Here is a 13,608-nt window from a genome sequence, read left to right on the forward strand (position 1 = left end):
CCATGCAAAATTTTTATTTTGTGTTAGAATGCTTGAAAAAATTCAGGATTAAAATATAAAATGAAAAAAGTTTTATTTTTGTTAGTAATAAGCTTTTTTTGGGGTTTTTTGAACGCTTCTAGCTTGTATGAAAAACTTATCAATAGGGAAACGATCAGCGTTGGCACAGAAGGCATTTACCCCCCTTTCACTTACCACAATAAAGAGGGCAAGCTCACCGGCTATGATGTGGAAGTGGCTAGGGAGTTGGCTAAAGAGCTTGGCGTGAAAATCAAATTCCACGAAACTTCATGGGATATTATGCTGACAGGTTTGAAATCGGGGCGTTTTGATATGGTCGCTAACCAGGTGAGTTTGACGACTAAAAAACGCCAAGCGGCTTTTGATAAAAGCTTGCCTTATAGCTATTCAGGCACCATCATGTTAGTTAGGAAAGATGAAAACCGCATTAAAGACATTAAGGATATTAAGGGCTTAAAGGCGGCTAACACCTTAAGCTCCACTTATGGGGAAATCGCTTTTAAATACGACGCTCAAATCGTTTCGGTGGATTCTATGGCGCAAGCCTTGTTGTTAGTGGCGCAAAAACGAGCCGATTTGACCTTAAATAGTTCTTTAGCGATCTTAAATTACCTAAGCACCCATAAAAACAGCCCCTTTAAAATCGCATGGGAGTCCCAAGAAAAAGATGGGGGCGCTTCCTTTGTTATTAACAAGCACCAAGAAAAAGCCTTAGAGCTTATCAACCAAGCGATGCAAAGATTGATCAATAAAGGGGTTTTAAAACGCTTAGGCGAACAATTTTTTGGAAAAGATGTCAGCCAGCCCTAATCTGTCTTTGTTTTTTGAATCTTTAGATTTAAGCAAGGAGCGTTTGGAATTATTATTAGAGGCTTTCTACCCCATGCTAAAAGCCGCTTTTTGCATTTCTTTGACTTTAGCGATCATTTCTTTTATTTTGGGCTTATTGATTGCTATTGTGGTGGCTCTCATTAAAATCGCTCCCTCTAAACATTTCATTCATAAGGCTTTATTAGCGGGCGTGAATTTTTATGTGTCAATCATTAGAGGTACGCCTTTATTGGTCCAAATTGTGGTGGTGTTTTATGGTTTGCCCGCCCTTGGGGTTTATATGGATCCAATCCCAGCAGGCATTATTGCGTTTTCTTTTAATGTGGGGGCATACGCTTCAGAGACTTTAAGGGCGAGCTTTCTTTCTGTCCCTAAAGATCAATGGGATTCAAGCTTGAGTTTGGGTTTGAATTACTTGCAAACCTTTTGGCATGTCATCTTTTTTCAAGCACTCAAAGTCGCCACGCCAAGCCTGAGTAACACCTTCATCAGCCTTTTTAAAGAAACTTCTTTGGCTTCTGTGGTAACTATCGCAGAGGTTTTTAGGATCGCACAGCAAAAAGCGAACGCCAGCTATGACTTTCTGCCTATTTACTTGGAAGCCGCTTTGATTTACTGGCTTTTTTGCTTGGTTTTAGAAGTGATCCAAAAGCGCGTGGAAAAAATCTTAAATTAAAGTTGGCTCATTCTAATATTTGATTATAATACAGCCTAAATAATACAAAATAAGGAAATTCCCATGGGTGTGTTCTTGGATAAGACCATTAAAGAAGTGGTAGATGGATTGAATGATCGTTATTTTTTGCCTGACATTCAGCGTGAATACGTGTGGCTCAAAAAAGCCGATGAAAAAAAGATAGAGCAACTTTTTGACTCCATTCTCAGGGGCTATCCTATCGGCTCTTTTTTATTTTGGAAATTACAAAAGGAGGATATAGCCAAGAGTGATGAACAAGATAGCGATAAACTCAATTTCCAACTTTATCAATTCATTACAAACTACGATGAGCGAAAGCCTCACAATGAAAAAATCCGTATTGAACAAATCAAGTGTGATGATTTGTATATCGTCCTAGATGGCCAACAGCGTTTAACCTCGCTTTATATCGGGCTTAAAGGCACTAGAACGCTTAAAAAAAAGTGGGCTAAAAACAATAACCCTAACGCTTACGAAGAGAAGCGTTTGTATTTGAACTTGAAGCACCAGCCAAACATGGACAACCCAGAAGACAATTACCAGTTTGAATTCCATGCCAAAAAGCCTGAAAACGATGAAGAACATTGGTGGTTTAAGGTGGGGGATATTTTAGAGTTGGAAAGTGTTTGGGATTATGCGCAAGAACATGATTTAAAAGGTGATAGATTGAAATTACTAGAAACACTAAACAAAGCTTTTCACACCAAACAACTCATTTCATTTTTTGAAGAAACAGAAAAAAATCTTAATAAAGTTTTAAATATCTTTATCCGTGTCAATAGTGGCGGGGTCAAGTTAAGCTATTCTGATTTATTGATGTCTATTTTGACAGCAAGCTTTTCAAGCGATATTAGAAAAAAATGAATGAGCTAGTAGATACTTTAAAAGATAAAGGTTTTCCAAATGTGGGGAAAGACCAGGTGTTAAAAACTTGCTTGCTTCTCATTGGTAAAGACACTACTTTTGAATTAAAAAATTTTAATAAAAAAAATATCAAAGAGATTGAAGAAAATTGGGAAAAAATTACAGAAAGCATTTATAACGCTACAGAACTATTAAAAAATTTTGGTTATGCGGGCTATTTGGGTTCAGCTTATTTTATCCAGTTTAGCCTATTTTTATTTTTTAAATTCAAAAATGGATAAAAACGATGAACAACAAGCCCTAAAATTTGTCCGTAACGCTCAAATCACGAGTTATTTCACTCCTTCAACGGATACAAAATTAAACAACATAGCCAATAGCATGAAAGATGCGCAAACCTTTGAATCATTCAACCATAATTTAGCCAAACACCAAACATGCCCTTTAAAAATCACTAACGATATGATAGAAGAGATGGTGAACTATAAATATAGCGATCAAGTCTTTCCTATCTTGCAAATCTTATACCCAAACTTGAACTACAAAACCACCACTTTTCATATAGACCATATTTATCCAAAGTCCAAGTTTAAAAAAAATAAAAAATTGGATAAAGATTTCTATGAGTGTGAGAATCATTTATTCAATCTCCAGCTTTTAGAAGGTGCAGAGAATATTGCTAAAAAGGATAAAGACCCTGAAGTGTGGCTCAAAGAAGAATATAAAAATCAGCAAGCCATAGAAGAGTATAAAAGAAAAAATTATATTGACCCTACCCTAGAATTAGAATGGGAAAATATAAAAGAATTTCGTGAAAAAAGAGAAGAAGCTATCATTAAAACATTAAAAGAAGTGTTATTGCCCAAGTCTTCATAGGAGTGTTTTTGTGGCTGATATAATCGGGTAAAGCGTTTTGACAAAACGGGTAAAACAAAATTTAAACTCGTTTAAGTCATGCTTAATGATAAAAAAGATAGAATGAACCAATTTTTGAACGCTAATAAATTTCATTTACTGCTTGTTATCTAAAAATGCCGTTAAGGTGTAAGGTATCTATATTAATTTTATCAATCTTAGTTTCAAAATGAAAAATTAAAAGGGCGATAGCCTTAGTGAAAGGATAATCAATAAAACATTTAGGCAAAAAAGAGGTAAGAACCTTAGGGTTATCTTCGCTTGGGGGGACTTTAGAATTTTATGATTTTATTATCTTTGTATTTTTTACAAGCATCATTGCCAAACACTTTTTCCCAAACACGCTCAGCCCTATTTGGTCTGAAATCAACACTTATGGTATCTTTGCTGCAGGCTATCTAGCGCGCCCGCTTGGCGGCATAGTGATGGCCCACTTTGGGGATAAATTCGGCCGTAAAAACATGTTCATGCTCTCTATTTTATTGATGGTAATCCCAACCTTTGCGCTCGCTTTGATGCCAACTTTTAATCATTTTGTGAGTTTTGGCGTTGATAGCATGGGACTTAGTCTAAAAAACGCTCATTATCTTGGTTACATAGCTCCTGTTTTTTTGGTGTTTGTTAGGATTTGTCAAGGTGTTGCTGTGGGTGGTGAATTGCCTGGCGCTTGGGTTTTTGTCCATGAACATGCCCCGCAAGGCCAAAAAAACACTTATATCGGTTTTTTAACCGCTTCTGTAGTTTCTGGGATTTTGCTTGGGAGTTTGGTTTATATGGGGATTTACATGGTTTTTGACAAGCCTGTTGTTGAAGATTGGGCTTGGAGGGTTGCCTTTGGGCTTGGAGGGATTTTTGGTATCATTTCTGTGTATTTGAGGCGCTTTTTAGAGGAAACTCCTGTTTTTCAGCAAATGAAGCAAGACGATGCCTTAGTCAAATTCCCGCTTAAAGAGGTGTTTAAAAACTCTCTCTTTGGCATATCAATCTCCATGCTTATCACTTGGGTTTTAACCGCTTGTATTTTGATTTTTATCCTTTTTGTTCCCAATTTCACTCTCATGCATCCCAATTTTAATTTCACTCCGTTTGAAAAAACCTATTTTCAAATTTTAGGACTTGTTGGTATTGTAAGTTCTATTATTTTAACCGGGTTTTTGGCCGATAAAATCAAACCACACAAAGTTTGCATGGCTTTTAGTGTGGCCTTTGCCTTTTTTGGCTTTTTATTCTTCAAAGAATTTTATTCTAACGCGCCAAGTTTAGTCAATACCATAGTTTTATACTTTTTAGCGTGTTTTTGCGCTGGTATTATGAATTTTTGCCCCATTTTTATGAGCGATGTGTTTAGCGCCAAAATCCGTTTTAGCGGGATTTCTTTCGCTTATAACATAGCCTATGCTATAACCGCTGGCTTTACCCCTCAACTTTCAAGCTGGTTAAATGCAAAAGCCATAGCAGCACCTGAAAGCTTGCAAAGTTATGGTCTAAGCTTTTATATTTTTGTGGTTGCTTCAATCGCTTTTCTCGCATCGCTTTTAATGGCACCAATTTACAACAAATCTAATACCCAACACGAAGTGTCGCCCACAGCATGAAAGAAACGCAAACCTTTGAATCATTCAACCAAGATTGAGCCGATTTTCATTAAACCATATTTTAAAAAAATCGTATTGACCCTAGAATTAAAAATATAGAGGAATTTCGTGGAAAAAGAGAGAAAAAGCTAAAAAGGAAGCGTTATTATTTAAGTTTTAATAGGGTGTTTTAGCACCATTTGTTGTAAGGGTTTAACGCTTGGCGTTGGTGGATTTTGGTAGCAATGGAATTCTTAACCTTCAAAGATTTTTGCAAAGATTTTTGAACTTATCGTTTCAAGTTTCATTTTGTTGTAAAACTCTTAAGGGGGTGGGGGGATATTGTATTCCTCTCTGCAACCCCATTAAAATCCCCTAACCCCTATTTTTATTGGAGTAAGTGGTGATGAAATCCACCAACAAATCTATCCCACCGCCATAGCTTAATTGCTGGACTTTCTCACTGCTCGCTTTAGCGTAATTGTATTTGATGATGCCATAATAAGCTAATCCTATAAAATCATTAAAGTAGTTTTGATAGCCTATTTTAGCGTTAACCCCTAAAATAGGGCTTCTAAAACTTTGCGAAGAGCTTGAAAAACAAAATTTTAACAACAAGCGTTTGTTTAGGGTTTATTTAGCATTAATTTAGGCTGTGTTAATGAAAGTTTGATAGTTTGAATGTCGCTTGGGCATGTGTCAAATGGATGCGCCAATCAAGACAGGATCTTTTCCATAAAAAGAGTGGGGAAAATCAAAGCCTCTTCGCCCAACTCCACCACACAATCCTCTTCTTTGATGCGCGTAAAACCCAGCTTTTGATAGAGGTTGCATGCCTTGATTTGACTCTTGCTCACATGCAGAGAGATTTTAGTATAGCCTTTAATTAAAGCGTATCGCTCCACGCTCTCATAGAGTTTTTGACCCAGCCCTTGGGATTGATAAGCGGTATTTATGTGGAATTTACACAGCTCTGCTTCTGTTTTATCAACATGATTAAGCCCGCAGATCCCAATGAGCTTTTCACCCTTTCTCATTTCAAAAAATTCCCCGCCATGCTCGCGCAATTTTTGAACGAACCCGCTAATGCTGGGCAAAAGATCCAATCGTTGGATAAACCCTAAAGGGTTATCAGCGATGCGCTCAGCGTAAAACTCTTCTAATTCAGTGGGGTATTGGGGCGAAAAAATTTTGATGGTCATGATTTCCTAACTTTAGAGGTAAAATAATCCCTTAATGGTATATGATAACAATTTTTAGCTTAAAATAATAACGCCTTGTATGATAGTTTTAAAACCCTTTCTTATTGTCCCACAAGCGGATATGAAGCCTATCGCTCAGCCTGAAACCATGCTCTATGGCTAGGGGGGCTAGGGTTTTTAGATTTTTGTCTAGCTCGTTATTGGTTGTGCCTAAGGGCATTAAAAAGATTTCATTATTTTTTAAGGAGAGTTGTTTCAAAAGGCTTTGAATCTCTGCGATAGATTGAGCGGCGTTTTGACTCTCCAATACGAATTTAAAATGCGCGCTTTTAGCGTTATTTAAGATATTTTGCAAGGCTTTGAGGTTGATCCGCTTGCTTTCTTGCTCCAAAGAAAAAGAGAGTTTGACGCTTAGGGTGAAATGCAATTCTTTTAAAATAGGGCTAAATTCAAAAAAAATAGAGCCATTGCTCTCTACAAATAAAGGGATTTTTTTATGGTAAAAATGCTCTAAAACGCTCAATAAAATAGGGTTATTAAAATACAAGCTTGGCTCCCCGCCTGTAAGAATGAAATCAAAATCCTTATAATTAGGGGCTAAATTAACTAATCGTTCAATCAAGGGCTTAGGCTCATTGTAATAATCCCAAGATGTTTGGAATTTAGGATGCACCGCATACAAGCTATCGCAACCTGTTAGGATTTCATCATTGAATAAGGTTTTACAATTAAAGCCCTTGCATGAAAGGTTACACCCCCCTAAGCGCAAAAAAAGACTGGGCTTACCTATCCTTTGGCCTTCACCCTGTAAGGAAAAAAAGCTCTCAACGACCGGGAGTTTCATGGGATTTGGTGTAAGGGCTTAGCGTGAAAAAAGCATTTTTCTTCATCGCTAATGATTTTATTGAAAAAATCCTTATCATGCCACAAATTTTGAATGCCTTGCGAGAAAGAGACGCAATGATTATGCACTAAAGATTTAAAATGAGGGTTTTCTAAATCTTTTAAAAAGCTTTCCGCGTAGCCGTTTTTAGTCTCATGCACGCGCACGCTAGAGATTTTTAACTCCCCTTCATTATTAGAAAAAACGCTTTTTTGTAAAATCCTTGTCAAGTAGTATAAAAACATAAGAGCGTAACTTTCCGCGCTCAAATTAAACGAGCATTTCACGTAACGAACGCAATGATTTTCTATAAAACGCTGAAACTCAAGGCTTTCTTTATCCCAAAAATGATGGGCATGATCAAAGGAGTCTATAAAGGTTTGCATCTCTTGTTGCATCAACCCAAAATCTAACGCCATGTTCGCGCTATCTAAACGGTTGGTTTCAATAAAAACTTCCACTTCATAATTATGCCCATGGATATTTTGAGCGCATTTTAAAGAAGAACAATTGCGCACCACATGGCTAGCGCAAAATTTATACAATCGCCTGATAACCATTTCATTCTCTATAACATGGCTGATAAAGGGGCAGTCTTAAATTGTAGTAGTAGCGTTCAGGGCGGTTAAAATCAATGCGCTTGATCGTGCTTTTAATCAAATCCCTATAAAGCATTTGATAGCCGCAAGTCTTCCCGCTCACGCTCCCATCCACATATAAAACCCGTTTTTGCAGCACCACATCATACCAATCCAAAATAAAATGCGAATTAGCACTCATTAAAATTTGCTCGCTAAAGCCATTGATAGCGTAGTAATCGGTAGGGGTTTGGGAGCAATAAAACTGCCCCCCAAGAAAATAACAAGGTTTATTGACCTGATCAATCAGTTGGTAATTGTATTGATAAAACGGCACAGCTGAGATATTACGGACAATGCGCGCATAGATCACATTTTTGGCTTTATCTAGCGGGAATTCCGCTTGCGTGAAGACATTGTAAAAGCCTAATTTTTGTAATTCATAAACAATCACATTGATATAATAAGAAGTCATCGCATCGCTTCTGTCATAAGCCACCACGATAGTGGAATTATAGTTGAACAAATAATCCCCTGTAACTTCTGAATAATACCCCATGTGCAAGCGGTGCTGGCATGCATTAAAGAAAAAAAACACCCCAACAATTAGCCCTAAAAAAGCCAAGCGGTGATTTTTACTCACTTTAACATTCCCTCATGCCAAGATTCCAAGCTTTTTAGATCATCATAACTGGTTAAGTCTAAATTTAAAGGCGTGATAGAGGCATGGTTTGAAGCAATAGCGTCAAAATCAGAGAGTCTGTCTTCATTTTCGCGCTTTTGCCATTCTAAAGGGTGTAACCCTAGCCAAAAATAGCTTTCATTCTTGGGGTCTGTGCGTTTGTGCACTTCTTTTTTATACAGCCTATAGCCCTTAGGGGTGATGCGTTCACCCTTATATTCTTGTAAGGAGCAATTAGGGACATTCACATTCAGGAGTTTGCGCCCTTTTAAAGGGTAGCCTTTGGTGAAGATGTTTTGGACTAAATCCTGGATGATCTTTTGAGCCAGATCAAAACTTAAGGGAGTGTTTTTGTTTTTGTTAGAAAGGATTTGAGAAATCGCAATGGAAGGCACACCCTGGATCGTGCCTTCAATCGCTCCGGCCACCGTTCCCGAATAAATCGTGTCTTCGCCCATGTTAGATCCAAGATTGATCCCTGAAATCACTAAATCAAAACAAACATGTTTAAACAACTCATTGATCGCCAAATACACGCAATCGCTCGGCGTGCCATCATCAATCCTATAATGCCGGCCTTCTTTGCCCTTAATTTTCTCCGCTCTCAAAGGCGCGGTGATAGTGATGCATTGCGAGCATGCGCTTTTTTCATGCTTGGGGGCGACCACATAGATTTCTGCCATGTTTTCTAAAGCTTGTTCTAAAGCTTTAATGCCTTTTGCATGGTAGCCATCATCATTGGTGAGTAGAATTTTTTTCATGTTTTGCCTTTAAATAGAGTGTTCAATAATGCGTTTAAATTTTCTTGCAATAAAGGATAAGCGGATTTTAGTAGATTTAAATCGTTTAAAACCTCTGTTTTTAAAGTTTGAGCGTAATTATTCGCCCTCTCTAGCCCCAATAAATTCACAAAGCTGTTTTTAGCGCTGTCTAAATGAGTGGTTTTACCGCTTTCTTTTTCATCTTGCGTAACATCTATAATATCATCTAACACTTGAAAACAAAGACCCATTTTTAACCCAAAAGCCTGAAGCCATTTAAAAAGCTCTTCATCTTTAATACCGCTTGCAACAAGCCCCATCACCAAGCTCGCACTAATCAATTTAGCGGTTTTATGCTCGTGTAAGAAAGTGAGCTGCTCTAAATTTAAGGGCGTGTTTTCAAAATAGCAATCCAAAGCCTGCCCTAAGATCATGCCTTTAATCCCCCCATTAACGCTTAAGATTTTGATCAATTCCACAATGATATGGCTTTCTAGTAAAGCGTTTGAGAGCAATTCAAAAGAATAAGTGTTGAGCGCATCGCCGATTAAAACGGCTGTGGTTTCATCGTATTTAGCGTGTAAAGTGGGGTGGTTTCTCCTTAAAGCGGCATTATCCATGCAAGGTAAATCGTCATGGATGAGCGAATAAGTGTGCAAGCATTCAATGCTTAAAGCGATTTTAAAATACTCTGTTTGCTGGTTAGAATAATCTTTTTGACCCACTAAAGCACAAAGCACGGCTAAAAAAAGCTTAGGGCGGAACCTTTTGCCTCCATTAAGCACCATTTCAAAAAAGGCTTTTTCCAAATAAGGGTGGAAGCTTTCAAGGTGTACATGATGGTTTTTTAAAAAGCTTTCAAAACGCTCGCACTCATTATAATAAAAGGATAAATTAGGGTTACTCATGCATAGAATTATAACCTAAGATTTTAAGAGTTTCATAAATTCAGCTCTGGTTTTAGGGTCTTTTTTAAAGAGGCCTCTTAACACGCTTGTTTTAATGATCGCATTTTGCTTTTGCACCCCTTGCATGCTCATGCACAAATGTTTGGCTTCACAAACCACGATCACGCCCCTTGGCTCTATGATTTCATCAAAGGTTTCTGCAATTTGAGTGGTCAGCCTTTCTTGGATTTGTAGGCGTTTGCTATAAATTTCAATGAGTTTAGCGATTGCGCTAATGCCTACAATCTTTTCCTTAGGGATGTATCCCACGCTAATATTCCCAAAAAAAGGGAGCAAATGGTGCTCGCAAGTGGAGTAAAATTCAATGTTTTGAGCCACTATCATTTCATCGCAAACGCCTTGAAAATACGCGCTTTTTAAAGCCACTCTAGGATCTTCTTTATAGCCTTTATACAAGAATTTCCATAATTCTTGAACCCTTTTAGGCGTCTCTTTCAAGCCTTCTCTATTCTTATTTTCGCCGATGTTTTCAAAAAATTGGTTGAAAAAATTTTCCATTTAAATCACACGCTTTCTTAAGGATTGGATACGATTTTTAACGCTAGGGTGGGTGCTAAACATTTCAGCGTTAAAAAGATAAGCCGCTGATCGGGTGGAGTTTTTATCTATTTCTTTATAATCGTTATTGGTGTAATCGTTAGAAATTTTTTGTAAGGCTCTAATCATGGGCTTATTGTCATGCATTAAAAACGCCGCCCCGCTATCGGCCATGTATTCTCGTGTGCGGCTCAAATACATTTGCAAAATAAGCGTTAAAAAAGGCAAAACGATCTGTAAAGCCCATAAAATCATTCGGGCTAAATTCGCCCCACTATTCTTGTGATTCCCCATGAAAAAATACACGCTAAAATTAGCCACCAACAGCATGATATTGCTTAAAATCCCCACGCACATGGTCAAGCGGATGTCATTGTGCCGTATGTGGCTGAGCTCATGAGCGATCACGGCTTTCAATTCATCTCTATCCAACCTCTCTATTAAAGCGCTTGTAAGAGCGATAAGAGAATTAGATTCATCCCACCCGCTCGCAAAAGCGTTCATGTAAGGGGCGTTAATGATATAAAGCTTAGGCTCAAAATGAAGATTAGCCTCTTCTAAAAGCTCTAACAAAAGGCGATGGATTTGATTTTCTTTGGAGCTTAAAACCTTGCTTGTGTCAATAAGCTTGTATCCATCACCGCTTAACATGATAGAGCTAAAATTTTGGATACAAACAACAATAATGACAAAAGCCGCTAAAAACATGATAATGGTGATCGTAGGAAAAATTTGAAAAGTGATGAGTTTAAAAAGGGCTACGCCTAAATCATTAGCGTTGATTCTAATAGCATCCACCAACAACCCGATAAAAGCAAAAATCACGCAATAAGTGGTTAAAACCGCGTTCGTTTTGAGCCTGTTTTGCGCGATAATCTTTTCAAAATTCGTCATTATTTTCTCCTTTCTCATGCTTGATTTCTTTGAGCAACGCGCTCGCATAACTCCCTTTAGGCAAGTAAAATCCCAATTCAAATTGCGCTTTTTCTTTGATATATTGAGAAGTTACATTTTCTGCAAACACCCAAAAAAACCGCCTAGAGCCTAGCGTTTTAGCATGGCTACTTAAAAGGTTATGCTGGAATTCTTTTTCAATTTCAAAACTCAAATTTTTTGCATAAAGAGCTTTTTTGCCGTCTAGTAACCCTGTAGGCACAGCTTCTTTTTTCAAAAACCTTTCGCTCTCTTTTTCTAATTCTAAAGCGTCAAAAAACTTCCCATAAGGGTAATGGCACATCACATCGCCTTCTAAGATTTTAAAGGGGTGGGCTTGGTTTTTAAGGGTTTTTAAGGTGTTTGAATTAACGCTTAAATTTTTTTGTTTAAAAAATTCTAAATTTTCTTTTAGGCTAAAAGCGCTAATGATTTTACTGATTTCTAATCGTTTGCTTAAAAGCGAATTAAACAAATAACTTTGATAGCTTGAAATTAAAAAAGCGTTTAATTTTTGATGAGCGAATTTCGTTTCATTTTGCAAGATTTTTAAACCCTCTTTATGGTTGTCATTGAACTTCCCAAAGCGTTGTGAGCCAAAATAATTAGGCATGCCAAACTGCGCGATTTGTTCTAAAACCTGCTTTGTTTTTTGAGCGTTTAGGGGGGTCATTTTTTTAAAACGCATAAAAAAGCGATTCCCTTTCAAATGCCCTAATTTGATTTTATTGTGATGGTAATTCAAAGATAAAATCTTAAGGTTTCTTTCTTGCAAATTATGCGTATTTTTTTCTAATAAAGGGGCGTATTTTTTAGGGAGTGAGATGAATTGAGTCGTCAGCGCGTTTTTATCTTTCAAGCCCGCATAACCCAATTCAGCGATTTTTACCCCTAAAATTTGAGAAAAAACTTGAAGCATTTCCAAAGTGCTTAAACCGCTTTTCCTCACTTGAATAACGGCATGCTCGCCTGTGTTGCTAAATTCATACAAAGGCACTTCATGCACGCAAAAATCCCTAGCGCTAGAATTGAAATGAAAATCAATGCTCGCATGGTTATAAGCATGCAATAAGGGCATAAAATTTAAATTCATGCTTTGATCCTTGAATTGAACGCCCTTGAGAGCGAAACGGAGTCAATGTTTTCAAAATTCACTCCAGTAGGCACGCCTTGAGCGATTTTAGTGAAAGTGAGGTGGAAATGCTGTAGTTTATCTTCAATATAAAGCATTAAAGAATCATTGGCTAAAGTGGGAGGGAAAGCAAAAATGATTTCTTTAATGTTTTCTTCAATCAGGCGTTTTTCTAGGGCGTTAAAATCCACTTCTTCTATAGAGTTTAACACATAATAGCGCCCTAAAAAGTCCTTTAAGTCTTCTAAAATAAACACGTCTCTTGGGTGTAAAACCATGCAAAGCTGAGAATTTTGTCGGCTTTCATCAGAGCAAATCTCACAAACCTCACTCTCACTGAGCGCGTTACAAGATGCGCATGTTTTAAGGTTTTCTAGCGCGTTCTCTAAAGCGTGCGTGATTTTGAGCGCCAGATAGGGGTTTTCTAAACCCAAATGATACGCCATTTTAAAGGCAGACTTTTTACCCACATTGGGGATTTTTTCTAAACAATCCACTAAATTTAAAAAGTGATTCAAGCTGTTTTTATAAGTATTCATTTTGTTAGTATATCAAACTTAACTTGACTTGAAAGCCACTAAAAGGGCTTTTATTGTTTTTTATAAAGAGGGTTTAATGATGAAAGGCACTAATAAAGCGTTTAAATAAAAACGCTATAATGCGTTATCTCAAATTAAAGGAATACTATGCCGTTTATCAATATCAAACTTGTGCCAGAAAATGGAGGGCCAACAAACGAGCAAAAACAGCAATTGATTGAAGGGGTTTCAGATTTGATGGTTAAGGTGTTAAACAAAAATAAGGCTTCTGTTGTGGTCATTATAGATGAGGTGGATTCTAATAATTATGGTCTTGGGGGCGAGAGTGTCCATCATTTGAGGCAAAAAAACTGAAGAGTTTTTGAAATTCAAAGGTTGCGGTGCACCAACATTTAAGGGGTGTTTGTTTCCCTACCCCCCTAAAAACTATAAACATAACTCACATTAAACACCACAAGGCGTTTGAAAAAGAGGGAAGCGTTTAACCCTTT

The 13,608-nt window shown here is 37.4% G+C and carries 15 protein-coding genes and 1 pseudogene; 5 read left to right on the top strand and 11 right to left on the bottom strand.

The genetic code is table 11. The features are described 5' to 3' along the window. Nucleotides 1–60 precede the first annotated feature (60 nt). The 4 genes and pseudogenes from G6069_RS04655 to G6069_RS04670 all read left to right on the top strand — a co-directional run bounded on the left by G6069_RS04655 (nucleotide 61) and on the right by G6069_RS04670 (nucleotide 4,923). Nucleotides 61–831: an amino acid ABC transporter substrate-binding protein gene (locus G6069_RS04655; RefSeq protein WP_197293533.1), complete on the top strand. Its 771-nt coding sequence runs from the start codon at nucleotides 61–63 to the stop codon at nucleotides 829–831. Continuing rightward, a complete protein-coding gene (locus G6069_RS04660) occupies nucleotides 815–1,528 on the top strand; it encodes an amino acid ABC transporter permease (protein WP_197293541.1) in 714 nt (237 codons plus the stop codon). Before G6069_RS04655 ends, G6069_RS04660 begins: the two co-directional genes overlap by 17 nt. 63 nt (nucleotides 1,529–1,591) lie before the next feature. Next, a pseudogene (locus G6069_RS04665) lies at nucleotides 1,592–3,289 on the top strand (DUF262 domain-containing protein). A 251-nt stretch (nucleotides 3,290–3,540) separates the two neighbouring features. Then, nucleotides 3,541–4,923 carry an MFS transporter gene (locus G6069_RS04670; RefSeq protein ID WP_197293542.1) on the top strand — a complete coding sequence of 461 codons (1,383 nt, stop codon included), beginning with the start codon at nucleotides 3,541–3,543 and terminating at the stop codon, nucleotides 4,921–4,923. A 354-nt stretch (nucleotides 4,924–5,277) separates the two neighbouring features. Here the strand turns inward: G6069_RS04670 and G6069_RS04675 are convergent, their stop codons facing one another. The 11 genes from G6069_RS04675 to recR form a co-directional block, all read right to left on the bottom strand. Next, nucleotides 5,278–5,517, bottom strand: coding sequence for an outer membrane beta-barrel protein (locus G6069_RS04675; protein WP_231627969.1), 240 nt, complete (start codon nucleotides 5,515–5,517; stop codon nucleotides 5,278–5,280). 101 nt (nucleotides 5,518–5,618) lie between these two features. Further along, entirely contained in the window at nucleotides 5,619–6,104 is a 486-nt protein-coding gene (locus tag G6069_RS04680; protein WP_197293535.1) for a GNAT family N-acetyltransferase, read from the bottom strand. An 88-nt stretch (nucleotides 6,105–6,192) separates the two neighbouring features. Then, nucleotides 6,193–6,948, bottom strand: a complete 756-nt coding sequence (locus G6069_RS04685) for a 7-carboxy-7-deazaguanine synthase QueE (protein ID WP_197293536.1) — start codon at nucleotides 6,946–6,948, stop codon at nucleotides 6,193–6,195. Beyond that, nucleotides 6,945–7,547 carry a 6-pyruvoyl trahydropterin synthase family protein gene (locus G6069_RS04690; RefSeq protein ID WP_039084972.1) on the bottom strand — a complete coding sequence of 201 codons (603 nt, stop codon included), beginning with the start codon at nucleotides 7,545–7,547 and terminating at the stop codon, nucleotides 6,945–6,947. Before G6069_RS04690 ends, G6069_RS04685 begins: the two co-directional genes overlap by 4 nt. Nucleotide 7,548: 1 nt before the next feature. Continuing rightward, nucleotides 7,549–8,208: a hypothetical protein gene (locus G6069_RS04695; RefSeq protein ID WP_197293537.1), complete on the bottom strand. Its 660-nt coding sequence runs from the start codon at nucleotides 8,206–8,208 to the stop codon at nucleotides 7,549–7,551. Then, nucleotides 8,205–9,008: a 5'/3'-nucleotidase SurE gene (gene surE, locus G6069_RS04700; protein WP_039083081.1), complete on the bottom strand. Its 804-nt coding sequence runs from the start codon at nucleotides 9,006–9,008 to the stop codon at nucleotides 8,205–8,207. Before surE ends, G6069_RS04695 begins: the two co-directional genes overlap by 4 nt. Further along, nucleotides 9,005–9,916 carry a polyprenyl synthetase family protein gene (locus G6069_RS04705; RefSeq protein WP_197293538.1) on the bottom strand — a complete coding sequence of 304 codons (912 nt, stop codon included), beginning with the start codon at nucleotides 9,914–9,916 and terminating at the stop codon, nucleotides 9,005–9,007. Before G6069_RS04705 ends, surE begins: the two co-directional genes overlap by 4 nt. A gap of 15 nt (nucleotides 9,917–9,931) precedes the next feature. Beyond that, nucleotides 9,932–10,474 carry a GTP cyclohydrolase I FolE gene (gene folE / locus G6069_RS04710; protein ID WP_022576468.1) on the bottom strand — a complete coding sequence of 181 codons (543 nt, stop codon included), beginning with the start codon at nucleotides 10,472–10,474 and terminating at the stop codon, nucleotides 9,932–9,934. Continuing rightward, nucleotides 10,475–11,407 carry a zinc metalloprotease HtpX gene (htpX, locus tag G6069_RS04715; protein WP_231627980.1) on the bottom strand — a complete coding sequence of 311 codons (933 nt, stop codon included), beginning with the start codon at nucleotides 11,405–11,407 and terminating at the stop codon, nucleotides 10,475–10,477. Further along, nucleotides 11,394–12,539, bottom strand: a complete 1,146-nt coding sequence (gene truD / locus G6069_RS04720; protein ID WP_197293540.1) for a tRNA pseudouridine(13) synthase TruD — start codon at nucleotides 12,537–12,539, stop codon at nucleotides 11,394–11,396. The genes htpX and truD overlap by 14 nt, the downstream gene beginning before the upstream one ends. Then, a complete protein-coding gene (gene recR / locus G6069_RS04725) occupies nucleotides 12,536–13,117 on the bottom strand; it encodes a recombination mediator RecR (RefSeq protein ID WP_001099598.1) in 582 nt (193 codons plus the stop codon). The genes truD and recR overlap by 4 nt, the downstream gene beginning before the upstream one ends. Before the next feature lie 147 nt (nucleotides 13,118–13,264). Between recR and G6069_RS04730 the strand changes: the two genes are divergently transcribed. Further along, nucleotides 13,265–13,471 carry a 2-hydroxymuconate tautomerase family protein gene (locus tag G6069_RS04730; protein ID WP_001115888.1) on the top strand — a complete coding sequence of 69 codons (207 nt, stop codon included), beginning with the start codon at nucleotides 13,265–13,267 and terminating at the stop codon, nucleotides 13,469–13,471. The last annotated feature ends 137 nt before the right edge of the window (nucleotides 13,472–13,608 follow it).

Origin of the sequence: Helicobacter pylori (assembly GCF_017594925.1) — a bacterium.
GTDB classification, from domain to species: domain Bacteria; phylum Campylobacterota; class Campylobacteria; order Campylobacterales; family Helicobacteraceae; genus Helicobacter; species Helicobacter pylori_DP.